Source organism: Streptomyces sp. NPDC002144, assembly GCF_053593695.1.
Window position 1 is genome coordinate 90,217 of sequence record NZ_JBSFDB010000007.1, and the last position, 23,679, is coordinate 113,895.

General features: G+C 71.2%; 21 protein-coding genes and 1 pseudogene. 12 read left to right on the forward strand and 10 right to left on the reverse strand.

What is annotated here, in order from left to right:
- Window positions 1-17 precede the first annotated feature (17 nt).
- A complete protein-coding gene (locus ACWCQ1_RS12765) occupies window positions 18-2,897 on the reverse strand; it encodes a D-alanyl-D-alanine carboxypeptidase (RefSeq protein ID WP_451026452.1) in 2,880 nt (959 codons plus the stop codon).
- 857 nt (window positions 2,898-3,754) lie between these two features.
- Here ACWCQ1_RS12765 and ACWCQ1_RS12770 point away from each other — a divergent pair.
- The 3 genes from ACWCQ1_RS12770 to ACWCQ1_RS12780 all read left to right on the forward strand — a co-directional run bounded on the left by ACWCQ1_RS12770 (window position 3,755) and on the right by ACWCQ1_RS12780 (window position 6,100).
- Window positions 3,755-4,513, forward strand: coding sequence for a GOLPH3/VPS74 family protein (locus ACWCQ1_RS12770; protein WP_133049532.1), 759 nt, complete (start codon window positions 3,755-3,757; stop codon window positions 4,511-4,513).
- A gap of 321 nt (window positions 4,514-4,834) precedes the next feature.
- A complete protein-coding gene (locus tag ACWCQ1_RS12775; RefSeq protein ID WP_133049533.1) occupies window positions 4,835-5,692 on the forward strand; it encodes a helix-turn-helix domain-containing protein in 858 nt (285 codons plus the stop codon).
- 216 nt (window positions 5,693-5,908) lie between these two features.
- The gene (locus ACWCQ1_RS12780) at window positions 5,909-6,100 is read left to right on the forward strand and encodes a DUF397 domain-containing protein (protein ID WP_208785440.1); all 192 of its coding nucleotides are present in this window, start codon (window positions 5,909-5,911) and stop codon (window positions 6,098-6,100) included.
- A gap of 118 nt (window positions 6,101-6,218) precedes the next feature.
- Here the strand turns inward: ACWCQ1_RS12780 and ACWCQ1_RS12785 are convergent, their stop codons facing one another.
- On the reverse strand, window positions 6,219-7,058 hold the full coding sequence (locus ACWCQ1_RS12785) for a hypothetical protein (RefSeq protein WP_133049535.1): 840 nt from the start codon (window positions 7,056-7,058) through the stop codon (window positions 6,219-6,221).
- An 80-nt stretch (window positions 7,059-7,138) separates the two neighbouring features.
- Between ACWCQ1_RS12785 and ACWCQ1_RS12790 the strand changes: the two genes are divergently transcribed.
- Window positions 7,139-7,924: an SDR family oxidoreductase gene (locus ACWCQ1_RS12790; protein ID WP_451026453.1), complete on the forward strand. Its 786-nt coding sequence runs from the start codon at window positions 7,139-7,141 to the stop codon at window positions 7,922-7,924.
- A 160-nt stretch (window positions 7,925-8,084) separates the two neighbouring features.
- Window positions 8,085-9,659: a sodium:solute symporter family protein gene (locus tag ACWCQ1_RS12795; protein ID WP_133049537.1), complete on the forward strand. Its 1,575-nt coding sequence runs from the start codon at window positions 8,085-8,087 to the stop codon at window positions 9,657-9,659.
- A 101-nt stretch (window positions 9,660-9,760) separates the two neighbouring features.
- Here ACWCQ1_RS12795 and ACWCQ1_RS12800 read toward each other — a convergent pair whose 3' ends face one another.
- On the reverse strand, window positions 9,761-10,876 hold the full coding sequence (locus ACWCQ1_RS12800; RefSeq protein WP_358592549.1) for an ADP-ribosylglycohydrolase family protein: 1,116 nt from the start codon (window positions 10,874-10,876) through the stop codon (window positions 9,761-9,763).
- A gap of 150 nt (window positions 10,877-11,026) precedes the next feature.
- Window positions 11,027-13,438 (reverse strand): tetratricopeptide repeat protein, encoded by a 2,412-nt coding sequence (locus ACWCQ1_RS12805; protein ID WP_451026454.1) that lies wholly within the window; start codon window positions 13,436-13,438, stop codon window positions 11,027-11,029.
- Between the two features lie 93 nt (window positions 13,439-13,531).
- On the opposite strand from ACWCQ1_RS12805, the gene ACWCQ1_RS12810 reads away from it, so the two are divergent.
- The gene (locus ACWCQ1_RS12810) at window positions 13,532-14,047 is read left to right on the forward strand and encodes a DUF2165 domain-containing protein (RefSeq protein ID WP_358592547.1); all 516 of its coding nucleotides are present in this window, start codon (window positions 13,532-13,534) and stop codon (window positions 14,045-14,047) included.
- Here the strand turns inward: ACWCQ1_RS12810 and ACWCQ1_RS12815 are convergent.
- The 3 genes from ACWCQ1_RS12815 to ACWCQ1_RS12825 all read right to left on the reverse strand — a co-directional run bounded on the left by ACWCQ1_RS12815 (window position 14,040) and on the right by ACWCQ1_RS12825 (window position 18,159).
- Complete coding sequence (locus ACWCQ1_RS12815; protein WP_133049541.1) at window positions 14,040-14,603, reverse strand: hypothetical protein; 564 nt, start codon at window positions 14,601-14,603, stop codon at window positions 14,040-14,042. The two genes, ACWCQ1_RS12810 and ACWCQ1_RS12815, sit on opposite strands and share 8 nt — an antisense overlap.
- A gap of 72 nt (window positions 14,604-14,675) precedes the next feature.
- Window positions 14,676-17,261 (reverse strand): bifunctional FO biosynthesis protein CofGH, encoded by a 2,586-nt coding sequence (locus tag ACWCQ1_RS12820; RefSeq protein ID WP_358592546.1) that lies wholly within the window; start codon window positions 17,259-17,261, stop codon window positions 14,676-14,678.
- A gap of 49 nt (window positions 17,262-17,310) precedes the next feature.
- Window positions 17,311-18,159, reverse strand: coding sequence for an LLM class F420-dependent oxidoreductase (locus ACWCQ1_RS12825; protein ID WP_451026455.1), 849 nt, complete (start codon window positions 18,157-18,159; stop codon window positions 17,311-17,313).
- Between the two features lie 166 nt (window positions 18,160-18,325).
- Between ACWCQ1_RS12825 and ACWCQ1_RS12830 the strand changes: the two genes are divergently transcribed.
- Window positions 18,326-19,831 (forward strand): CehA/McbA family metallohydrolase, encoded by a 1,506-nt coding sequence (locus tag ACWCQ1_RS12830; RefSeq protein ID WP_451026456.1) that lies wholly within the window; start codon window positions 18,326-18,328, stop codon window positions 19,829-19,831.
- 286 nt (window positions 19,832-20,117) lie between these two features.
- Here ACWCQ1_RS12830 and ACWCQ1_RS12835 read toward each other — a convergent pair whose 3' ends face one another.
- Both ACWCQ1_RS12835 and ACWCQ1_RS12840 read right to left on the reverse strand, forming a co-directional pair.
- Entirely contained in the window at window positions 20,118-20,303 is a 186-nt protein-coding gene (locus ACWCQ1_RS12835; RefSeq protein WP_451026457.1) for a hypothetical protein, read from the reverse strand.
- Window positions 20,252-20,716, reverse strand: coding sequence for an ATP-binding protein (locus ACWCQ1_RS12840; RefSeq protein WP_451026458.1), 465 nt, complete (start codon window positions 20,714-20,716; stop codon window positions 20,252-20,254). Before ACWCQ1_RS12840 ends, ACWCQ1_RS12835 begins: the two co-directional genes overlap by 52 nt.
- Before the next feature lie 201 nt (window positions 20,717-20,917).
- On the opposite strand from ACWCQ1_RS12840, the gene ACWCQ1_RS12845 reads away from it, so the two are divergent.
- The gene (locus ACWCQ1_RS12845) at window positions 20,918-21,772 is read left to right on the forward strand and encodes a helix-turn-helix domain-containing protein (RefSeq protein WP_451026459.1); all 855 of its coding nucleotides are present in this window, start codon (window positions 20,918-20,920) and stop codon (window positions 21,770-21,772) included.
- Between the two features lie 10 nt (window positions 21,773-21,782).
- On the forward strand, window positions 21,783-21,965 hold the full coding sequence (locus ACWCQ1_RS12850) for a DUF397 domain-containing protein (protein WP_358592540.1): 183 nt from the start codon (window positions 21,783-21,785) through the stop codon (window positions 21,963-21,965).
- Here the strand turns inward: ACWCQ1_RS12850 and ACWCQ1_RS12855 are convergent.
- The gene (locus ACWCQ1_RS12855) at window positions 21,948-22,736 is read right to left on the reverse strand and encodes an endonuclease/exonuclease/phosphatase family protein (protein WP_358592539.1); all 789 of its coding nucleotides are present in this window, start codon (window positions 22,734-22,736) and stop codon (window positions 21,948-21,950) included. The two genes, ACWCQ1_RS12850 and ACWCQ1_RS12855, sit on opposite strands and share 18 nt — an antisense overlap.
- Before the next feature lie 112 nt (window positions 22,737-22,848).
- Between ACWCQ1_RS12855 and ACWCQ1_RS12860 the strand changes: the two genes are divergently transcribed.
- The 3 genes and pseudogenes from ACWCQ1_RS12860 to ACWCQ1_RS12870 form a co-directional block, all read left to right on the forward strand.
- Complete coding sequence (locus tag ACWCQ1_RS12860; RefSeq protein ID WP_358592538.1) at window positions 22,849-23,244, forward strand: nitroreductase/quinone reductase family protein; 396 nt, start codon at window positions 22,849-22,851, stop codon at window positions 23,242-23,244.
- A complete protein-coding gene (locus ACWCQ1_RS12865) occupies window positions 23,241-23,453 on the forward strand; it encodes a hypothetical protein (protein ID WP_358592536.1) in 213 nt (70 codons plus the stop codon). The genes ACWCQ1_RS12860 and ACWCQ1_RS12865 overlap by 4 nt, the downstream gene beginning before the upstream one ends.
- Window positions 23,454-23,477: 24 nt before the next feature.
- A pseudogene (locus tag ACWCQ1_RS12870) lies at window positions 23,478-23,675 on the forward strand (hypothetical protein); the annotation flags it as partial.
- Window positions 23,676-23,679: the final 4 nt, after the last annotated feature.

A 23,679-nucleotide genomic window follows, 5' to 3' on the forward strand; every position in this document is an offset into this window, starting at 1 on the left:
GCAGCGGCGCGGCCGGTTCAGCCGAGACGGGTCAGCTTGGCGGTGAGTCCGGGTTCACTGAGGTCCTTCTGCAGGGCGACCGGGACCTTGACCGCGCCGCTGGTTCCGTCGCCGACGGTGAGCGTGCCCACCGTGGTGCCGGCCTTCGCGGAGTGCGGTACGTCGTCGGCGTCGAAGGACAGCTTCACCCGGAAGCCGGACCAGCCGACGGCGGCGACGTCCTTGGTGGCGACGACGGGGGTGCGGCCGCCGAGCTTGTCGTCCACGTACCCGACGACGTCGCCCTTCTTCAGGATCTTCGCCGACTTCAGCGCGTCCTGGGCGGCGAGCATCGCGGTCTTGCTGACCGCGTTGACCGTGTCGATGATCGGGCTCGTGTGCTGGCCGAGGATCGCGCCGACGACGGTGACCGTCTCGCCGTCGACCTCCTTCGTCGCGGCGAACAGGAGGTTGCCGCCGGCCTTGGTGGTCGTACCCGTCTTGATGCCGATGGCGCCGTTGTAGGGCACGAGCCGGTTGTAGTTGTCCCACTTCTTGCCGGAGGGGTCGACCCAGCTGGGGAGCTTGGTGATGGCCATCAGGGCCGGGATCTTGACCAGCTGGTTGCCGAGCTTGACCTGGTCCGAGGCGGTGGAGACGGTGGTCTCCTTCAGGCCGGAGGCGTCGGTGTACGTCGTGTTCGTCATCCCGAGCCGCTGGGCGGTGTCGTTCATCTTCTTGATGAACGCGGCCTCGGAACCGGCGTCCCAGCGGGCGAGGAGGCGGGCGATGTTGTTGGCCGACGGGATCATGATCGCCGACAGGGCCTGCTGCTCGGTGAGGACGTCACCCTTCTTGACGGTGGTGAGGGTGGACTCGCCGTCCTTCCAGTAACCGGCCTCCTTCTCGGCGAGCGCGTCCACCGTGATCTTCGGACCGTCCTGGCCCGCCTTGAGCGGGTGGTCCTTGAGGACGATGTAGGCGGTCATCGCCTTGGCCACGGAGCCGATCGCCACCGGCGTCTGCTTGCCGAAGGCACCCATGGTGCCGATGCCGTTGACGTCCATGCGGCCCTGGCCCTCGTTCGGCCACGGGAGGGTGACCGGGGAGCCGTCGAAGGTGTACGAGTCGTCGGCGGTGAGAGCGAGGGTGGGGGTGGGCAGGGGGCGGACGGCCTGCACGATCGCAAAGACGAGGGCGAGGAGCAGGACGAGGGGGGTCCAGATCTTGATCCGGCGCAGGATCGTGCGGACCGGGGTCTGGGGCGGGGGCGGGGTGTTGGTCAGCTCGGCCAGGAGGTCGAGCGGGGGCTTGGGCGGAAGCGGCTGCTGGGTGGTCCGCTCGGGGCCGACCTGCGGGACGGGCGCGGTGGCGTCCGCCGGCTTCTTGGTGGCGGGCTCGTCGAGGGGCTTGAGCGCGACGAACTTACTGGTGCGCTCGGGGTCGGTCTTGGGGTCCGTCTTGGGGTCGCCGAGCTTGCCGCCGAGTTTCAGCATGGTGGTCGGCTGGTCGACCTGGGGCTTGGGGCGCTTGAAGACGGCGGTGGGCTGGTCGACGGGTTTGGCAGGTGCGGCCGCGTTGGCGTCGGCGTTGGCGTCGGCGTTGGCCGTTTTCCCACCCGCACCACCCGTGCGGCTCTCGTCGTCACCTGCGGGTGGCCCCTGCGGTCCCTTCCCACCATCGGCGACTGCGGGCCCGCGCACGGGAGCCCCACCGCCGGCCGCCTCACTGTCACCGGGGACCTTGTCCTCGACCTCGGGCTGGTCATCCTCGGGCTCGGCCTCGCCATCGTTGCCACCGGGCCGGGCATCGTCGATCGCGGGGCGGGCATCCTCGATGTCGTCCTCGGCACCCTCGCCGCCGGGACGGGCATCCTCGACACGAGACTTCCCAGCACCGGACGAAGCGTCCTTGGCGGCGGGCCGAGCGTCCTCAGCGCTGGACCGGGCATCGTCGCCGGCCGGCCGGGCGTCCTCGCTTGCGGGTCGAGCATCCTCGACGCCGGACTCGGGATCCGTCCCCGTAAGGCTGAGGGTCTCACCGGCAGGCCGCTTGGCCTCAGCACCGGAGCGGGGGTCTTCGGCCGCGGGCCGGGCATCCTCGACTACGGACTCCGGGTCCTCCTCCGTCGAGCCGGGGATCTTGGCAGCAGGCCGTGCGTCCTCAACGCCGGAGCGGGGGTCCTCGGTCGCCGGGCGGGCATCCTCAAACCCGGACTCCGGGTCCTCCTCCGTAGCGCCGGGGGTCTTGGCGGCAGGCCGCTTGGCCTCAGCGCCCGAGCGGGGGTCCCCGTTCGCGGGCCGGGCATCCTCGACGACGGGATCGGGGGCCCCGGCCGTGGAGCGGGGGTCCTTGGCGGCGTTGGGTGCCTTTGGCTTGTCGGCGGGCTCGGGCTCGGGGCTGTCGTCGTTCTCGTCCGTTGCGGCGCTCTCGGGCTCCGCGGTCTCGGAGGCGTCCTTGGCCTCCCCCGTACGTACCCACGCCGCGACAGCGGCACGCAGGCGTGCGTCGCCGCCCGTCTCGCCGTCGCCGGCGACATCAGCGGAATCGTTACCCTCCGCCGAGCCATCTTCCTCGGCGTCGGCGTCCCGCGCGCTCGCGGAGTCACGGCCGTCCTCAGCGTCGCCGGACTTCCCGGCACCCTCCAGGTCCGAGTCGCCCGTACCCGCGGTGTCCTTCGAGTCCTGAGCATCCTCGGACTCCCCGGCCTCCGCAGAGCTCCGGCGGCCCTGGGTGCCCACAGCGCCGTCGGCGGCGCTCTCTGCGTCCTCGGAGTGCTCGGAGTCCCCTGTGGCCTCCCCAGCCGTCTCCGGCCGGCCAGAGCGCCGCTCGGGCGCCGTCTCGCCGTCCACGGCACCGCGGGGCGTCTCGTCGTCACCCGTCTGCGCCGCAGCCCCGTCCGAGGAGCCGTCGGTCATAGCCTCGCCAGGCGCCCCCTCGGCCTCCTCGTCGGTCCCCCGGCCGTCCCTGGCGCGGGTCGCATCGCCGCCGACCCCCGCGATCCCGTCCCCGGAGGAACCGCCGTCAGCCCCCGCGGTCCCACCGCCGGACGCACCACCGTCAGCCCCCGCCGTCCCGTCCCCGGACGCACCATCGTCAGTCCCCGCCGTCCCGTCCCCGGACGCGCCACCGTCAGCACCCGCAGCCCCGTCGCCAGACGCACCGCCGCCAGTCCCCGCCGTCCCGTCCACAGACGCATCGCCGCCAGGTCCCGCAGTCCCCTCCTCGGCCCCGGAGTCCGTCGTCCCGGGCTGGGGCGATGTTCCCTCGGGGCCGCCGTCCGATGTCGCCTCAGGTGCCTCAGGCGCCTCCGGTTCAGGCGAGGCCTCGGGGGTGGCCGTTCGCTTCAGGTCCCGTACCGAGAGGGTTCGGGTCGCTGTGTCGACGCCGCCTCGGGGGGTGGACGGATCCCGGGACACCGCCATGCGGGGGTCACTCGGGTTGGGAACCGGAACCGCGCTCCCCGACGTCGGTTCTGCCGACGACTCGCGCTGCTTCGACCTGTCGGGGGACTCGCCCGCCACCGATGCCTCCTCCATCTGCCGCCGCATGCCCCGCACGCGGCTGCCGAACCGTCAACCGAACCGTGAATCGCCGCCCGGGACACCGCCGTACGCGCTGTCCGAACCATGTACCAGTGTCCTGTGTGGGGGCTTAACCCCTGCGGTAGACGAGAACGACATACCTACCGGTTCCCTCACAAACAGGTCACGCACCCTCGACAGACCAATGTGAGAGGGGTCACCCTGTCTTTCATCCACGCGGGGAGGCATGGATGGGCAGGAGCCGCAGAACACTTCCGGAGGAGCTTCTGCTGCTGGCACTGGACCCGACCACGGGTACCACTGCGCAGCCGCAGTCGCTCGACCTCGGTCTGGCCGGAGCACAGCTAGTGGAGCTGGCGCTGGCCGGACGGATAGCCCCAGACGGGGATCGTATCGCCGTGGTGGCCCCACGGCCGACTGGAGATCCAACGTTGGACTGCGCGTTGGAGTTGCTGCGAAGGCGTGGCGCTCCCGTGCGGGCAGTGAACTGGATTGGCGGGCCGCGTCTCGGGCTGCGCCAGACCTACCTCTCGCATCTCGAGCGGTGCGGCATGGTGCATGCCGTGGCCGGTCAGATGTGCGGGGTGCTGCCGACGACTCGCTACCAGGCGACGGACACCGCCATCAGCCGGGAGATCAGGGCCCGGCTGGATTCCGCGATCCGTACCGGCGTACCGCCGGACCCACGGACCGCGGCGCTCGCCGCACTGGCGCACGCGGTCGGTCTCGGCAAGCATCTGTACCCGGGCAACGAGGGTCGTTCGTCCAGGTCCCGGCTGCGGGACCTGATCCGGCACGACCCGATGGGCGGTCTCGTCGCGCACGCCGTGATGGACGTCCAGAACGGCGTGGCGGCCCAGCCGCGCCGCAGCCCGGCCCCGGCCGGCCGCCAGGCCGCCGCCGGACCGGTGAGGTCCGCACCGGAACCCGCTCGTGGTGTTCCGATGCAGCCGCGCCGGGGTTCCATGGCACGCGTCGTGGCCCACTGAGCCGCGGTTCCACGACACAGCACCACCCAGGCACCATCCAGGCACCACCCACGCACCACCCACCGCACCACCGAGAGCCGCACCCGAGTCCCCGGAAACCCGGTTCGGGAGCCGCTGGTTCGCGCGGGGTGACGAGGCCGCGAGGTCTCGTCACCCCGCGCGGCCGCATGTCCGGCCTGTTCGCGCCGGGTGCCGTGAACTGACGTGCGTTCAACGCATATCCATCGTTTGCCAGCGGTAGAAAGCACCTTGGTGGCAGTCTGCTCAACAGCAGATACGCAAAGTGGTAACCAGAGGTCCGCAGCCGGAGGTGCACGTCCCGTGGCGTCCAATGTCAATCCCACCGTCAGGCGGCGCCGGCTGGGCCAGGAGTTGCGCCGGCTCAGGGAACTCAAGGGCATGACGGCCGAAGAGGTCGCGGAGCGGCTGCTGGTGTCCCAGTCGAAGATCAGCCGGCTGGAGAACGGGCGGCGCAGCATCAGCCAGCGCGATGTGCGCGATCTGTGCGGGGTGTACGAGGTGGAGGACCACCGGATCGTCGACTCCCTGATGCAGATGGCCAAGGACAGCCGCCAGCAGGGGTGGTGGCACTCCTTCGGGGACATCCCCTACAGCGTCTACATCGGGCTGGAGACGGACGCGGCCAGTCTGCGGGTGTACGACCCCCAGGTGGTGCCGGGGTTGCTGCAGACCCGGCAGTACGCGGAGGCGCTGATCGCGGGAGCGCTGCCGGAGACGGCCGCCGCCGACGTGGACAAGCGGGTGCAGGTGCGACTGCGGCGGCAGGAACGAATCACCGCGCCGGACAACCCGCTGCGGCTGTGGACCGTGATGGACGAGGCGGCGCTGCGCCGGGTGGTGGGCAACAAGTCGCTGATGCGGGACCAGTTGGAGCATCTGGTCGAGCAGGCCCAGCTGCCGCACGTGACCGTGCAGGTGATCCCCTTCGACATGGGCGCCCACCCGGGTGTGAACGGCCAGTACGCCATCCTGGAGTTCCCCGACGCGGCCGACTCCAGCGTCGTCTACATCGAGGGCGTGACCAGCGACCTGTATCTGGAGAAGGCCAACGACGTGCAGAAGTACAGCGTGATGTACGAGCACCTCAGGGCGCAGGCGCTGAACCCGGAGCATTCGCGTCAGTTCATCGCGGACATCGCGAAGGAGTACGCGCGCTGAATCGGCCAACGGCACCCGCACGGGCCGCCATCGACGGAAGGGGCCGTACAGTACACCTTCCCCAGGCCGGATTGGAAGACCCGCCTGGAATATGCCATCCAGTCGAGTGAATAGTCGCTTCGTACGCCGAGGTGGGCGAGTAACGTCGATCACGCCAATCGGGCACCAGGGTTGGCGGAAACCCGGTAACTCATCACCAGGCACTACGGAGCAAAAATGGCAATTCGTCAGGGCGCCACGACCACCTGGACCAAGTCCTCGTACTCCACCGGCAACGGCGCGTGTGTCGAGGTCAAGTCCCCGGTGATCGCGGCCATGGCCGTGCGGGACTCCAAGGTCACCGACGGTCCGGTGCTGGCCTTCCCGGCCGACGCGTGGAACGCCTTCGTCACCTCGGTCAAGGCGTAACGGCACGCCGGTCACTCACGTATGAGACAACTTCACAAGCTTCACCACCAGAGCCCTCTCGACCAGCCCGCCGTCCTTGCCGAGGGGGCTCGGCTTGTGTCCGGAAACGGCGCCCCGGCTAGCGCAGCCGGTCGACGTACCGGTCCGTGCCGGGCACGGTGGGGATGAACGGGGCCACCAGTTCCACCCGCCCCAGGCCCGCCTCCCCCACCGGCCCGTCCAGGTCCGTGAAGGACGCCTCCCAGCAGTCGCGCGGATCCGCCTCCAGGAACCACAGCAGGGTCAGCCGGGTGTCGACGCCCTCCACCTGCTTCACATAGGTCATCCGGTCCCCGGGCAGCGGTGTCGGCCGGAACACGGTGACCATGGCGGCCGGGGAGCCCGCGAGGCGCTTGGGAAGGTGCCGCGAGCGCAGCCACTCCAGCAACTCGGCACGCTGCTCGGGGGATTCGGCGTCGATCACCTCCACCACCAGGCCCGCGTAGGGGTGGTCGAGGGCGTGGAAGTCGCGCGGCCCCGCGGCGCCGTCCCGGTACACGGTCGCCTCGTGGTCCTGGAAGGCCGTGAAGACGTGCGTACGGTCCTGGTAGACCCGTGCGTCCCGGTTGAGGCGCCGGTTGATGGCGACGGTCCACTTCATGTGGTCGTCGTAGCGGCCCTCGGTGACCCAGTACGTCGAGATGTAGCAGCCGGCGGTGACGGGCTGGGCGATCGCCGACTTCTCGGGGTAGCGCAGGAGTTGGAGGTCACGGGTGGCCACCCAGCGGCGGCCGGCGTACATCCAGGGCATGGCCATGGCGCCGGCGTAGTAGTGGTCGTCCTCGTACCAGCGGTTGTACGCGTACTCGTGGCCCGGGTGCGGTTCGACCATGGTGATCAGGGCGTGGCCCGGCCGTACCCCGTAGGGCCCCACGGCGGCCAGCTCGGCGTACACCTCACTGCGGGTTTCCTCGCTCACGTCGCTCCCCTTCCGTCCTCCGCCGGTCGCCCATACTCTGACGCCCCGTCAGATAATTGGCCATACCCCCGGAGGCTCGGATGTCACTGCTCACGGGCAAGACCGTCGTCGTGTCGGGAGTCGGCGCCGGGCTCGGTCACCAGGTCGCCGCCGCGGTCGTGAGGGACGGCGGGAACGCGGTCCTCGGGGCCCGCACGGAGGCGAACCTCGCCAAGAGCGCCGGCGAGATCGATCCGGACGGAACGCACACGGCGTACCGCTCGACGGACATCACGGACGAGGGGCAGTGCGAGGCGCTGGCGGGGCTCGCCCGGGAGCGGTTCGGGCGGATCGACGCGGTGGTCCATGTGGCCGCCTGGGACAGCTACTTCGGCGGTCTGGAGGATGCCGACTTCGCGACCTGGCAGTCGGTGATCGACGTGAACCTGCTGGGTACGCTGCGCATGACGCGGGCGTGTCTGCCGGCGCTCAAGGAGCGCGGGGGCTCGGTGGTGTTCATCGGGACGCAGTCGTCGGTCGCGGCCCCCACCCAGGTGGCGCAGGCGGCGTACGCGGCCTCCAAGGGGGCGCTGACGAGCGCGATGTACTCACTCGCCCGGGAATTCGGGCCGCACCGCGTCCGGGTCAACACCGTGCTGCCGGGCTGGATGTGGGGGCCGCCGGTGCAGGCGTACGTGCAGTTCACGGCGCACACCGAGGGCGTCCCGGAGGCGGAGGTACTGGGGCGGCTGACGGACCGGATGGCGCTTCCCGACCTCGCCACGGACGCGGACGTGGCCGACGCGGCCGTCTTCCTGGCCTCCGACCGGGCCCGGGCGATCACGGGGCAGTCGCTGCTGGTCAACGCGGGGGAGCTGATGCGCTGAGGGCGGATTTCAGCCACGCCAAAAATTCATATACGTAAACGCGGGCCATCGAGCGGAACATTTTTGCCGTCTCTTGACCCGACGCTTGCTTGCCGTGATCATGCCACCCCACTCAGAGTTCACATGCCCGAACCCGGCAGCGGACCCTGGAAGGGGGCTCATGAACAGTCTCGACTGGGCCGTGCTCATCGGCTACTTCGGCGTGATGGTGGCGATCGGCGTCTGGTCGCACAAGCAGGTGGGCAACGTCAGCGACTTCTTCACGGCCGGCGGCAAGATGCCCTGGTGGCTGTCCGGCATCTCGCACCACATGTCGGGTTACAGCGCGGTCCTGTTCACGGGCTACGCGGGCATCGCCTACACCTACGGCGTCACCTCGTTCGTGACGTGGTCCTTCCCGATCGCGCTGGGCATCGCCATCGGCTCGAAGCTGTTCGCGCCGCGGATCAACCGGCTGCGCTCCAGGCTCCATGTGGCCTCCCCGCTGGAGTACCTGAAGAACCGTTACGACCTGAAGACACAGCAGGCCCTCGTCTGGTCCGGCATGCTGCTGAAGATCGTCGACGTGGCCGCGAAGTGGGCGGCGATCGCGACGCTGCTGTCCGTCTTCACCGGCATCACCCTCAACCAGGGCATCCTCATCACCGGCGCGATCACCGCCGTCTACTGCACGATCGGCGGCCTGTGGGCGGACGCGCTGACCGAACTCGGCCAGTTCGTCATCCAGTTGCTGGCCGGCATCTCGATGTTCTTCGCGGTCGTACTGAAGCTGAACGACAAGAACATCGGCTTCTTCGACGCCTGGAACCAGCCGGCCCTGCACGGCCACGGCAAGGGGCTGGTCGGACCGTACGGCACGGTCTTCCTGCTCGCGTTCCTCTTCATCAAGCTCTTCGAGTACAACGGCGGCATGCTCAACCAGGCCCAGCGCTACATGGCCACGGGCAGCCCCCGGGAGGCGGAGCGCTCGGCGCGTCTGTCCGCGGCCCTGTGGCTGGTCTGGCCGGTGGTCCTGTTCTACCCGATGTGGATGTCGCCGCTGCTGGTCCACGCCCAGAAGCCGGACGGCTCCGACTCCTACGGCCTGATGACCGAACAGCTGCTCCCGCACGGCCTGTTGGGCCTCGTCATCGTCGGCTTCTTCTCCCACACGATGGCCATGTGCTCCTCCGACGCCAACGCGATCGCGGCGGTGTTCACCCGGGACGCGGCGCCGGTGCTGTCCAAGCGGGCCCGGGAGTGGGGCCAGCGCTCCGGACTGATCGCGGCCCGGGTGACCACGGTCGTCTTCCTCGGTCTGTCGATGACGGTGGCGACCCAGGTCAACTCCCCCACGTTCAAGGACATCATCACGGTCGTCATCAAGTGGGTGGCGGGTCTGATGGGCCCGATCGCGATCCCGATGATGCTGGGCCTGCTGCGCCCGTTCCGCCGCTCCGGCCCCACGGCGGCCCTGACCAGCTGGTCGATGGGCCTGCTCGCCTTCTGGCTGGTCAACTACCCGATCAACTGGAACGTCAAGGGCGGGGTCCCGCTGCAGTACCAGGTCTCGGTCCCGCTGGCGGTCTCCCTGCTCCTCTACATCCTCATCGGCTACCTCAAGCCCGAGGACACCCCGGACCGGCTGGCCATCATCGAGCGCATCAACACCGATGACGACAGCACGGCGGCCGCGGTCCCGGTCCCGGCGGGCGGGGTGGACGACACCCTGGGCAAGACGCCCGTGAAGGACTGACCGGGCGGAGTACGGCGGCGGGCGGTGGCCCGGGTTCCCGACGAGCCCGGGCCACCGCCCTTTCACACCGCCGGGAGGCGACGGCCGGGGTACAACAGGCCTTAGGCCCGCGGGTAGCGCGCCAGCCAGCCCGGGGAGGAGCCGGCCGGGCCGTGGAGGGCCGGGCCCTGGGTCATCTCCATGGCGAAGTCGTCGGCGAGTTCGAGGACGGTGGGGCGGCCCTCCAGTTCGGCCAGCCAGGCCGGGGGCAGCGCCGTCTCGCCGTGCAGGGCGCCCAGCAGGCCGCCGGTGAGGGCTCCGGTCGGGCCGGAGGGTCCGTCCTGGTTCACGGCGAGGCACAGGCCGTGCCGTACGTCCTCGCCGACCAGGGCGCAGTACACCGCGGCGGCGAGCACGCCCTCGGCGGAGCCGTCGCCGGCCAGTTCCTCCACACGCAACGGTGTCGGCATGCCCTGCCGTACCGCGCCCAGCGCGTGCTGCAGCGCGTCCGACACCGGCTGGTGCCCCGGCCGAGCGGCGAGCAGCGCCAGCGCCCGCTGCACCGCGCCGTCCAGGCTGTCGCCCCGGGCCAGCGCGTGCACGATCACGGCGTACGCCCCCGCCGACAGGTAGGCGGTGGGGTGGCCGTGGGTCTGGGCCGCGCACTCCACCGCGAGCTGGACGACCAGTTGCGGCTCCCAGCCGACCAGCAGCCCGAAGGGCGCCGACCGGGCGACCGCCTCGGGTCCGACCTCGGCGGGGTTCTTGGGGGCGTCCAGCGTCCCCATGGTGTCGTCGCCGAGCCCGATCAGCAGCGAACGGGCCGGATCCCGGCGCGCGTACAGCCACTCCTCCCGGGCCAGCCAGCCGTCGTCCTTGCGCCGCTCGTCGGGCCCCCAGTCCCGCTGGGTGGCCGCCCAGCGCAGATAAGCCCGGTGCAGATCGGTCGGCGGGTGCCAGGCGCCGGTGTCACGGCGCACCTGGGCCCGTATCAGCCCGTCGACGGAGAACAGGGTGAGCTGGGTGAGGTGGGTGACGGCGCCCCGCCTGCCGAAGGCGAAGGCGAGGTCCACGAGCCCCTCGGCGCCGTACGTCTCGCGGATCTGGTCGAGGTCCAGGGCGTCCACCGGCGCCCCGAGCGCGTCCCCGACGGCCGCCCCGAGCAGCGTCCCGCGCACCCGGCTGCGGAAGTCCTGCTGCTCGACCCGGCCCCACACGGCCCCGGTAGTCACAGTCACCAAGACCTCCCCTGCGGCACCGCCCGACGCATGACAGTCCAGCACTGTAATCGAACGGGGACGGTGCGTTCAGAGGGCATACGTGTATGGGAGGAGTGACGGAAGTGGCCGGTCATGGCTGTTCATGGCCGGTTTTGACCGGATGTGCCGTCACCCACCCTGCTGATCGAGCCGGGCGAGGACGGCCGCTCGCTGCTCCCGTGCCCACGGATAGTCGGGGTTGAGCTCCAGGGCCCGGTCCAGGGCCGCGAGGGCCTCCGTGTGACGGCCCAGGTTGCTCAGCGAGGCGCCGCGGCTGGCGTGGGCCGAGGCGTAGTCGGGGTCGATGGCGAGGGCACGGTCGTAGTCGGCGAGGGCCTCCTCGTCGCGGCCGGCCACCCGCAGCGCGTCCCCGCGTTCGCAGTGCCCCCAGCCCCAGTCGGGCCACAGCCCGAGGGCGTGGTCGAGGTCGGCCAGCTGCCGGGCCGGCTCCCCCAGCGCCCGCCACACCCGGGCCCGGCGGCCGAGCGCCCAGCCGTAGTCCGGCTTGAGTTCCAGCGCGCGGTCGAGGTCCGCGAGGGCCGCGTCGAGCTCGCCCTCCCGCTCCCGGGCGGCCCCGCGCGACGCCCAGGCGAACTCGTTGGCCGCGTCCAGCCGGATGCCCTCGCTCAGGTCGCGCTCCGCGGCCTCCGAGTCGCGCAGGAGGCGGTGGAACTCACCGCGCAGGGTGACGTTCCAGGCGTCGTCCGGCTCCAGCGCGACCACCCGGTCCAGCAGGGCGACCGCGCCCCGGTGGTCGCCGGTCCGGCTCAGCGTGACCGCCTTCGCCCGCAGCGCCCGTGCCAGGTCGGGATCGAGGGCGAGGGCGCGGTCGTACTCCTCCAGTGCGCGCCCGTCGTCCCGGTCGCGGGCGAAGGCGTCGGCCCTGACGCTCCACGCCCGGGCCCGCCAGGGCTCGTCACCCCGGGCCCGGTCCAGGAGCAGCCCGAGCAGCGGGACCGTCCCGCCCGCCGCGAACGCCTCGGCGAGGTCGTCCGCCCACGCGCGCACCGCGTCCGTGTCCGCGTCCTGCCCCGCCTCCGCGAGCAGGGCGATCCAGCGCCGTACGACGTCGTCGCCGTGGTCGCAGGCGTCGACGAGGTCGTGCAGGACCGCCGGCAGCGCGGCCCGGGGCGCCTCGCACAGCGCGTGGTAGGACTCGGCGAGGCGCAGGTCCCGCCACTGCCCGTCCGGCCAGAGCTGGTCGGGGGCGAGGTTCTCCTCGAGCCGTTCCCGCCACCGCCCGAACGCCCGGGTGAGCCGGCCGTGCCGTTCGGTCCAGGTCCGGGGGTACCAGCGGCGCTGCAGCCGCAGCATCGGCGCGCGCACCACGTCGTGGTAGCGCAGCCGGTCGCCGCGCTCGCCGACGAAGGGCATGCCCCGCAACCAGCCGTAAAGGGCGTCGAGTTGGTCGTCGGGGCAGTCGAGCACGGCCCGCAGGACGTCCGCGTCGAGCCATCGCGGCAGCGCCCCGGCCAGCGCGGCGGCCCGGCGTACGGGATCGCGCTCCCACTTCAGGAACCGCTCCACCGCGTCCGCGCTCGGGTCGTCGACCTCGTCCAGGCCGGCCGGGCGGGCCTCGGCGAGGGTGGAGACCAGCACCGGCAGTCCGCCGGTCAGCCGCAGGACCTCCGCGACGACGGGCTCGTCCCGCACACCCCGGTCCGCGAGCAGCCCACGTGCCTCGGCGTCCGTGAAGGGGCCGAGCGGCACGTCGGCGAGGAAGTCGGCGAAACCGCCCCAGCGGGCGGTGTCGAGGGGACGCTGTCCGGCGGTGACGACCACGACCGTCGCCGGCAGGGTGCCGTACCGGTCGGTGGTCATCACCTGGTGCAGCCACCCGTCGAGGACCGGTCCGGTCCGCTCGTACGTGTCGAGGAACAGGACGGTCCACGGTGCCGTCTCCGCCGCCTCGGACAGCGCGTCCAGCAGCACCGGGGTGAGTACGGCGGCCGGGTCCAGGACGAGTCGCACGTCTTCCTGGCTGCGGAAGCGGGCGCTGAGCCCGGCCCGCAACCGGTCGACGCCTTCGGCGAGTTGGACGGGATCGAGGGCGCCGGCGAAGGGGCCGACCACGGGCACGGCCGCCGCGCCGATCAGCCCGGCCCGGGTCACCGCGAGGCTGCCCGCCGAGGGCCCGTCGCGGTCCGTGTCCGGGGCGGCGAGCACCGCCTCCGCCTCGTGCCGCCGCTCCCGATGGGCCGCGAGCAGCCGGTCGAGTTCCTTGAACCGGTGCCCCTGGGCCGCGAACTGACGGCTGATCACCTCCAGCGCTTCCGGCAGGCCTCCGGCGCTCTCGTCGACGTACGCGGTGAGCGCGCCCCGTTCACGGGCGATCTGCTCCAACTCCCGTACCAGGAAGGTCTTTCCGACGCCCGCGTTGCCGTGCACATGGAAGCGGAAGCGGTGCCGCTCGTCCTCCGGCGTCAGGTCGAAGTTGCCGCGGAAAGCGGCCCGTTCGGCCGCTCTGCCGACGAAACCGGCGCGTCTGCGGCGGGCGATCAGCTCCTGCATCGACGGCCGCGACCCCCGTGCCTGCGCCACCGGTCCGTCCTCTCGTCCGGGAACCCCTCGCGTCGGCAACATTCTGGCCTACGGGGGTGAGGACGGCTGATCATCCCGGGCAAGATTGCTGTCATGTCCACCAACACACCCCCCACCACCCGTGCCCTCGACCTGACGGCCGCGCTGCTCACCGCCGGCGTGGCCCTCTACATCGCGCTCGTCGCCTTCGGGAACATCACCGACTTCGGGACGAACCAGGCGTTCGTGCAGCATGTTCTCGCCATGGACACCACGTTCAAGGACGACGACCTGATGTGGCGTGCGATCACCAACAAGGGCCTGCAGAACACCGCTTACGTCCTGATCATCGTCTGGGAGACCCTGGCCGCGCTCGTGCTGATCTACGCCACCTGGCTCTGGGCCCGGCGCGACCACGCCCGTGCCCGCAGCCTGTCCGTCTACGGTCTGCTGATGCTGTTGCTGCTCTTCGGCGCCGGGTTCATCGCCGTCGGCGGTGAGTGGTTCTCCATGTGGCAGTCGAAGACCTGGAACGGACTGGACGCCGCCCTGCGGGTGTTCGTGTTCGCCGGGGTCACGCTGCTCGTCGTGCTGCTGAGCGACGACCGCCGCACGGACGCCACTACTTGACGACCGCGACCTTCGTGCCCGCGGTCCCGAAGGTCCACAGCGCCGCCCCGTCCGCCGTCCGCATCCGGACACCGCCGGTTCGGACGCCGGACGCGGGCGGCGGCGAGGAGCCGTCGACCGCGTTGGAGAAGGCGATGTTGACGCCGGACTGGGCGGAGAAGTACACGATGTGCTCGATCTTCACGCCGTCGGATCCGGTGATCGGGCCCTCGGTGCGGGTGCCGACCGTGTAGGTGCCCACGGCCGGGCTCACCGTGCCCGGCCAGACGGCGAAGGTGCGGCGGGCCGCGTCGCTCGCGTCGACCAGCCAGACCGTCTTCTGCCCGAGCGAGTACACGATCCGGCGCCCGGTCCCGGAGCCGTCCGGCACCTTGGCCGGGGCCGCGGTCCTCGTGGCGGAGGGGTGCGCGCCCGCCGAGGCCGACGCGTGCGCCCGGGAGGCGGCCACGTGCGGCTTCGTTCCCTTGTCGGCCTGCACGGCCAGGACGGCGACAGCGGCGATCGCTCCTACCGTCAGACCGGTCACCCAGACCTTGGGGGCTGGCACGGCACGCATCTCCTCGGTTACAGGACCCCTGGAACCCGTCGGAACAGGGGTCCGATCATCGTACTGTGAGGCTCCCGGTCCTCAGTCCAGCACGGGCAGCAGCTCCGGAAGGTGCCCGTCCGAGACCGTCGCGGCCCGCTGCCGTTCCTCCGGCACCTCGCCGTAGAGCGTGGTCCGCGGCCTCGCCGGCCGCCCGGCGGCCTCGGCGACGGCGATGAGGTCCTTGACCGACTTGTACGAGCCGTAGGAGGACCCGGCCATCCGGGAGATCGTCTCCTCCATCAGCGTGCCGCCCAGGTCGTTGGCGCCCGAGCGGAGCATCTCCGCCGCACCCTCCGTGCCCAGCTTCACCCAGCTGGTCTGGATGTTGGGGATGTGCGGGTGCAGCAGCAGACGGGCCATCGCCGTCACCGCCCGGTTGTCGCGGACGGTCGGTCCGGGCCGGGAGATCCCCGCCAGGTAGACGGGCGCGTTGGTGTGGATGAACGGCAGGGTCACGAACTCCGTGAAGCCGCCGGTCCGCTGCTGGATGCGGGCCAGGGTGCGCAGGTGGCCGAGCCAGTGACGGGGCTGGTCGACATGGCCGTACATCATCGTGGACGAGGAGCGGATGCCGAGTTCGTGCGCGGTGGTGACGACCTCGATCCAGGTCGCGGTCGGCAGCTTGCCCTTGGTCAGGATCCAGCGGACCTCGTCGTCGAGGATCTCGGCGGCCGTCCCGGGGATGGTGTCGAGGCCGGCCTCCTTCGCCGCCGTCAGCCACTCCCTGATCGACATGCCGGTGCGGGTGGCGCCGTTGACGACCTCCATCGGGGAGAAGGCGTGCACATGCATGCCCGGCACCCGCTCCTTCACCGCCTTCGCGATGTCGAAGTACGCCGTCCCCGGCAGGTCGGGGTGGATCCCGCCCTGCATGCACACCTCCACCGCGCCGACGTCCCAGGCCTGCTGGGCGCGGTCGGCGACCTGCTCCAGGGAGAGCGTGTAGGCGTCGGCGTCCGTCCGCCGCTGGGCGAAGGCGCAGAAACGGCAGCCGGTGTAACAGACGTTGGTGAAGTTGATGTTGCGGGTGACGATGTACGTCACGTCGTCGCCGACCGCCGCCCGGCGCACGTCGTCCGCGATCCGGGTCAGGGCGTCCAGGGCGGGCCCGTCCGCGTGCAGCAGCGCCAGCGCCTCGGCGTCGGTGAGGCGGGTCGGGTCGTCGGCCGCGGTCGCCAGGGCGGCCCGGACGTCGGTGTCGATGCGCTCGGGCGCCATGCCGGGTGCCGCGGCCTCGCGCAGCTCCGCCCAGTCGCCGTACACCTCGTCGAAGTCGTCGCGGCGGTCGGACGTGCGGCCCTCGGTGTCGATGGCGGTGTGCAGGTCGGTACGCCCGGAGGCGGTGAAGGCCTCCTCGGGTTCCTGCCAGGGGTGCCCCTCCACCACGGCGTCCGGGAGGGCCAGCCCCGTCTCCGGGTCCGCCAGGGCCCGTACGTGCGGGCGCAGCCGCGGGTCCAGCCAGGGTTCGCCGCGCCGGACGAACTCCGGGTACACGCAGAGACGTTCCCGCAGCGCGAACCCGGCCGCCTTCGACCGTACGGCCAGCTCCTCGATCTGCGGCCAGGGGCGTTCGGGGTTGACGTGGTCGATGGTCAGCGGGGAGACCCCGCCCCAGTCGTCGATGCCCGCCCCGATGAGCCGCTCGTACTCGCCCTCGACCAGGTTGGGCGGGGCCTGGAGACAGGCGGCCGGGCCCATGATGTGCCGGGCGACGGCGATCGTCGCCACCAGCTCGTCCAGCTCCGCGTCCGGCATGCCGCGCATCGCGGTGTCCGGCTTGGCGCGGAAGTTCTGGATGATCAGTTCCTGGATGGAGTGGTAGGCGCGGGAGACCTTCCGCAGCGCGAAGAGGGACTCGGCCCGCTCCTCGTAGGTCTCGCCGATGCCGATGAGGAGGCCGGAGGTGAAGGGCACGGAGGACCGCCCGGCGTCCTCGAGGACCCGCAGCCGTACGGCGGGCTCCTTGTCCGGGGAGCCGTAGTGGGGCCCGCCCGGCTCGGACCACAGACGGGTGGCGGTGGTCTCCAGCATCATGCCCATGGACGGCGCGACGGGCTTGAGCCGCTGGAAGTCGGTCCAGGACATCACGCCGGGGTTGAGGTGGGGCAGCAGCCCCGTCTCCTCCAGGATGCGGATGGATATGGCGCGGACGTAGGCGATGGTGTCGTCGTACCCGTGCGCGTCCAGCCACTCCCGCGCCTCGGGCCAACGCTCCTCCGGCTTGTCGCCGAGGGTGATCAGGGCTTCCTTGCAGCCGAGGGCGGCGCCCTTGCGGGCGATGTCCAGGACCTCGTCCGGCGACATGAACATCCCGTGCCCGGCGCGGCGCAGCTTGCCGGGGACGGTGACGAAGGTGCAGTAGTGGCACTTGTCCCGGCACAGCCGGGTCAGGGGGATGAAGACGCTCTTGGAGTACGTGATGACGCCGGGCCGGCCGGCCGCCTCGAGGCCCGCGTCCCGCACCCGGGCGGCGGACGCGGCGAGGTCGGTGAGGGCCTCGCCGCGTGCCTGGAGCAGGACGGCGGCCTCGGTGACGTCGAGGGCGACGCCGTCCCGGGCGCGTTTGAGGGCGCGACGCATGGAGTTCTCGGTGGGGCCGGTTCCGGGGGTCGCGGAAGTCGTCATTCTTCGAGCATAAGGTCGAGCTGATCAGTGCCCGGAGGTCAGCCCGAGGTCAATCCAGGAAGGCGGCGCAGCCGTCCAGCGCCCTCAGCACCTCCGCCTCCCCCTCCGGCGGCAGCTGGACCACGACCTCCTCGATGCCGAGGTCCGCGTAGTGGGCGAGCTTGCCGGGGGTCGGGAAGACGGCGTACGGGACGACCTGGAGGCCGGCCGTGTCGCGTCCCGCGTCGGTCCACGCGTCGCGCAGCACCGGCAGGGACTCGGTCAGCCCGCGGCCGCCGATGGGCAGCCAACCGTCCGCGTACTCGCAGATGTGCGAGAACAGCTTGGGGCCGGCCGCCCCGCCGATCAGCGTGCGGGGCCCGACCACCGGGCCGCGCGGCTTCTGCACCGGCTTGGGGAAGGCGGAGGAGGCCCGGACGCCGCCGAACTCACCCTCGTACGCGGTCGGTTCCTCCGACCACAACGCGCGCATCAAGGCCATCCGGTCCTTGACCAGCTCCCGCCGTGTGCGCCACTCCACGCCGTGGTCGGCGGCCTCCTCGACGTTCCAGCCGAAGCCGAGGCCGAGGGTGAAGCGGCCGCCGGAGAGGTGGTCGAGGGTGGCGATCTGCTTGGCGAGGTCGATCGGGTCGTGCTGGGCGACCAGCGTGATGCCGGTGCCGAGGCCGAGCCGTTCGGTCACCGCGGCGGCCTGCCCGAGGGCGACGAAGGGGTCGAGGGTGCGGCCGTACTCGCGCGGGAGCTCACCGCCCGCCGGGTACGGCGCCACCCGCTCGACCGGGATGTGGGTGTGCTCGGGCAGATAGAGGCCGGCGAAACCCCGATCCTCCAGCTCACGGGCGAGCCGGGTCGGGGTGATGGTCTCGTCGGTGAGGAAGATCGTTACGGCGATACGCATGACCCATCTGTACCGGGCAGGGGTGCGGATGTCCATACCGACCGGTCGGCACCTTGGTCACAGTGGCCGTATGCAGACTGCCCCTGCTCGCGTACATGACATACCGTCGATCCCCGATTCCCTTCTCTTCCACGGCAGTTCACACCCGTACCGGAAGGTGGCCTCCATGTGTGAGGACGCGCACGGCATCGGACGACGAGCTCTGTTCGTGACGGGCGCGGCCGCCGCCCTTACGTTGGGAAGCGTGAGCTTCGCGGCGGCCGACGGCCAGGACCAGGAGACCAGGACGGTACGCGGCACCCTGCCCCCGGGTTCGCCGGACTTCGTCTACGTACCCGTCGAAGTCCCGTCCGGGGTACGGGAGATCAGGGTCGCGTACACCTACGACAGACCGTCCGTCCCGGCGGGCACGCAGGGCAACGCCCTCGACATCGGCATCTTCGACGAGCACGGCACCGAGCTGGGCGGCCGGGGCTTCCGGGGCTGGTCCGGCGGGGCCCGCTCGGAGTTCTTCCTCCGCGCGGACGACGCGACGCCGGGGTATGTGCCGGGCCCTGTCCGGGAGGGCATCTGGCACGTGGCGCTGGGCCCGTACACGGTGGCGCCGCAGGGCCTGTCGTACGAACTGACGATCACGCTGACGTACGGGGAGTCCGGCGAGACACCTCGTCCGGTGTACCCGCCGTCCCGTGCCCGGGGCCGGGGCCGGGCCTGGTACCGCGGCGACTGCCACCTCCACTCCTGGTACTCGGACGGCCGCCGCACCCCGGCCGAGATCGCGGCGCTGGCCCGAGCGGCGGGCCTGGACTTCATCAACACCTCGGACCACAACACGCACGCCTCCCACCCCCACTGGGCCGAGGAGGCGGCCGACGACCTGCTGATTCTGCTGGGCGAGGAGGTAACGACCCGCAACGGCCATGTCGTGGCCCTGGGAACGGACCCGGGCACCTTCATCGACTGGCGCTACCGGGCCCGCGACAACCGCTTCGGCCGCTTCGCCCGCGAGATCCATCGGGCCGGCGGCCTGGTGGTCCCGGCCCATCCGCACGCCACCTGCATCGGCTGCGGCTGGAAGTTCGGGTTCGGCGAGGCGGACGCGGTGGAGGTGTGGAACGGCCCGTACACGCCGGACGACGAGGTGACGCTGGCGGAGTGGGACAACATGCTGGTCGCCTCCGTCCGTGACGGCCGCGACTGGATCCCGGCGATGGGCAACAGCGACGCCCACCGGGACCCGGACGCGGTGGGCCTGCCCCAGACGGTGGTCCTCGCGGACGACCTGACCCGGGAGGCGATCCAGGCCGGCATCCGCGCGGGCCGCTCCTACGTCGCCGAGTCGAAGAACGTCTCCCTGACCTTCACGGCATCGGGCGCCCGGGGCGAACACGCCGGGATCGGCGAGCGGTTGAAGGTCGCCGCGGACACCCCGGTCACGATCCGCGTCGAGGCCACGGGCGCCCCCCGCTGCACGATCCGCCTGGTCACGGACCAGGGCGTCCTGTACACGAGCGACCCCCTCCCGGTGGGGGGATCCGGGGTGGCGGAGTGGCGCACGACCCCGGCGTACGCGGCGTATGTCCGCGCGGAACTACGGCACGAGACGGCGGCGGGACCGGTGCCGGGGGCGTTGGCGGCGTTCACGAATCCGATCTTCCTGGGGCGCCACTAGGAGGGCACGGTCAGTCCACAACCTGTGGATCACGGAAGTAATAGACGACCGTCACTCCATGCCCGGGGTGTGCGTGTACACGACGGTGATCGCCTCGGCCGAGTCTCGGGCCAGGCGTGTGGTGTACGTGTACGCCACCGACGGCGGACGCCAGCCAGGGATCTCACGGCCGACCGCCGGGTCGCGGGCGACGGCTGCCAGCGCTTCGCGGACGACTTCCCGCTCTCCCTCCGTCAGGTCGCCGAACGCCTTCCTGGCGGGTTCAGCCTCTTCCAGCGGACATTGTTCACTCGCCGCCGCCTCCGGCCCGCGCGTTTCCCAGGGCCGCCATGATCTCCGGCGCGTTCCTGATCAGCACCCGGTGCCGGTAGGCCCGGACCTCGGCTGCTGCGCCCGCGAAGTCGTTGGTGGGGGAGGCTCCTATGGCGGCTGCGAGTTCGTCCTCGAACCGCTCCCGGTCCCCGCCCCGCACTCCGCCCACAGCAGCTTGCCGCCCTTCGAGGCGCCCAGTTCGCGGAGGACCGACGCGCCCCAGGCGTCCGCGCAGGCTCGGACCAGGGGGAGGCCGCGGCCGTGTTCGGCGTGGGGTGGGGGTTCGGGGGTGGACGGGGTCGTGAAGGCCGGTGGGACATGGGGGTCCGTGTCCCATACGGCTACTCGGAGGCGGCCCGGTTGGGAGGAGAGGAGGCGCAGGGCGTACGGGCCCTTGGTGTGGCAGTGCGAGTTGGTCAGCAGTTCCGCCGCCAGGAGTTCCGCGGTGGGGGTCAGCTCCGGCATCCCGTGGGCGGCGAGCACGAGTCTGAGGGTGCCCCGTGCGATACCCGGTGCGCGTGGATCACGCGGAAGGTGCAGGGTGTAGTTCCAGGACGGGGATACGGTGGCCATCGGAAGTCTCCGGTCACTGAGGGGAGTTGGACAGGTGCCTGGTGTCGATGCCGTGGCGTCCCACGGTGCGCTTCCAGACGGGGCGCCCGGAGAAGACGATAGAGGGATCGCAAAGCTGCTTTGCGTGAATTCGAAGAACCTGGGCGACTTCTCCCTCGTGTGGGTGACAAACTCGCCGTACGGCCGCTAGGAGGAGGTCCCATGGCGCCCAGACCCGCGCCAACGGCCCGACGCGTCCGGCTCGGCACGGAGCTGCGCAAACTCCGTGAGCGGGCCGGGCTGACCTCGACCGAGGCAGCACAGTTGCTCGGCACCAGTTCGGGTCAACTCAGCAATGTCGAGTCGGCCCGGTTCGGCGTGAGTCCGGACCGTGTGCGGGCGATGGCCGGTGTCTACTCCTGCACCAACCAGCCCTACGTCGACGCCCTGGCCGACATGGCCGCCGAGAAGGCACGCGGCCGGTGGTGGGACGCGTACCGCGAGGTGCTGCCGTCAGGACTGCTCACCCTCGCCGAACTGGAGCACCACGCCACCGCCGTCCGTACCGCGTTCACCGCGCACATCCCCGGCATGCTCCAGACCAGCGACCACGCCCGGGAGATCTTCAGCCACGCGATCCCGGCCCCCACCCCGCCAGAGGTCGAGCACCGCGTCTCGCACCGGATCAAGCGCCAGGACTTCGTGTTCCGGGAGCACCCGAATCCGTACAGCACGGTGATCCATGAGGCAGCCCTGCACATGCGGGTGGGCGGTCGGCGGGTGGCCCGTGAGCAGTTGCGCCACCTGCTCGACATGAGCGAACGGGACCACATCACCCTGCGGGTGCTTCCGTTCGACGTCGGGGCGTTCCCCGGCTCGGGTCAGTCCATCAACTACCTGTGCGGTCCCGTTCCGGCCCTGGACACCGTGCAGTTGGACCAGTTCCACGGTCCCGTGCTTCTGGACGCCGAGGCCCATCTGGAGAAGTACCGGCGGCTGCTCGACGTCGTCGAAGCCATGTCCCTCGGCCCGGCGAAGTCCCGGGATCTGATCCTCGCCATCGTCCAGAACATGTGAAGGAGCCCCCATGCCCACGCACGCCTGGCGGAAGTCGTCCCACTGCCAAGAGGGAGAGGCCTGCGTCCACATATCCACCACCCCCACCGCCATTCACATCGCCGACGACGACCCGCCCCGCACCGTCCTCACGGTCAGCCCCGTCGCCTTCGGGGCCCTGGTCAGGCAGCTGAAGTCATCCGTCGGTCGCTGAACCGGTCAGGTCCGCCACCACCGCCGCGTGATCGGAAGGCCACACCCCGTCGACCGGGCCGTCGCCCGCCCGCCACGCCCTTCTCACCGTGCCGAGGCCGGCCGGGTCCGCCGGGGCGCCGACGTGGATGTAGTCGATGCGGGCGCCGGGGCCGCGGTCCGGGTGCAGGGTCGTTGCGGGGGCGGACGCGTCGGCGTGGTCCCAGGCGTCGGCGAAGGCATCCGCGCCGCGGAACAGGCGGATCTCGTCGGAGTCGGGGCCGGCGTTGAAGTCGCCCGTGACGACGGGCGGGTGGTCGGTGCCGCCCCGGTGCGCGGCGACGAACCCGGTGAGGGCGGTGACCTGGCGGCAGCGGATCGCCGAGGCGCTCGGACGGGAGGTCAAGTGAGCCGTGAAGAAGGGGAGGTGCGGGCCGGGGGTGGCTATGCGCGCATAGAGGGCGACGCGGCCGTCGTCCACGTCCTCGGGGGCCGGCATACGGAGCGCGTCCCGCTCCACCACCGGCCAGCGGCTCAGCACGGCGTTGCCGATCTCGACGCCCGGCTCGCCGATGCGCCGCTGCCAGCGGTCGGAGGCGGGTGAGGGGGCCCAGGTCCAGTGCATGCCGAGTTCGTCGGCGAGCCATCCGGCGAGGTTGTCGTCACCGACGGCCCACACCTCCTGCAGGCCCACGACGTCGGGGCACAGGTCGCGCAGGACGGTCAGGATGGCCTTCTGCCGCTCGGCCCAGGGTCCGAAGCGCCACCACAGGTTCCAGGTCACGATGCGCATGGGGGGCCACCGTCTCTCGTAGCGGACCTGTTCGGGGGTCCGGCGGCTGTTCGAGTTCGAGTGAGAGACATTGAAGAGCATCGGCAGCACGACGAGACGGAGATCCGCGCACATGACCCGTGACCACGAGACCAAGTACCGGCGTGCCACCGCGTTCCAGCGCCGCCTCAATCCGATCATGCGCCGTCTGCCGCTCCAGACGCTACTCGAGACGACCGGTCGCACCTCCGGTCTCCCCCGCCGCACCCCCGTGGGCGGCCGGCGGGTCGGGGACGCGTTCTGGATCGTGTCGGAGTTCGGGGAGCGCGCTCAGTACATCCGCAACATCAAGGCCGATCCGAGGGTGCGCGTCCGCATCCGGGGCCGCTGGCACACCGGCACGGCCCACCTCCTCCCCGACGACGACCCCGTAGCCCGCCTGCGCACCCTCCGCTCCCTGAACAGCGTGGCGGTACGGGCGATCGGGGCGGGGTTGCTGACGGTGCGGGTTGATCTGGACCGGGAATGACCGCATCGCCCTGGAGGGCCACCTACGTGAACTCGAAGAACAACACTCGAGCCGACGCGGCTCGCATCGTGCGCCGACAGCATCTCGCCCAGGAACTGAAGCGGTCAGCGCGACTGCGCGAAGAAGCCGGGATCACGACAACGGCCGGCGACGCGGACGAGAGCGAGGAGAAGGTTCTGGAGCGCTGGAGCCGAGTGGCGCGCCGGTGAAGCACCGGGACCGCTCCCTGGCGCAAGGAGGTCGCCGCCGTCGTGGCGATCGACGTCCTGCGGAAGTACCAGCAGTGGGATGAGCGCGAGATCAATCGCATGATCGAGGAGCGCATGGCGAATGCCTCGCCCGGCATCCCGATCGAGGACGTCCTGCGGGAGACGTTGGCACGGGATGACGGAGCACGGTTGAGTGAGCACCAAACCGTCTGTGACACCTGAGCCG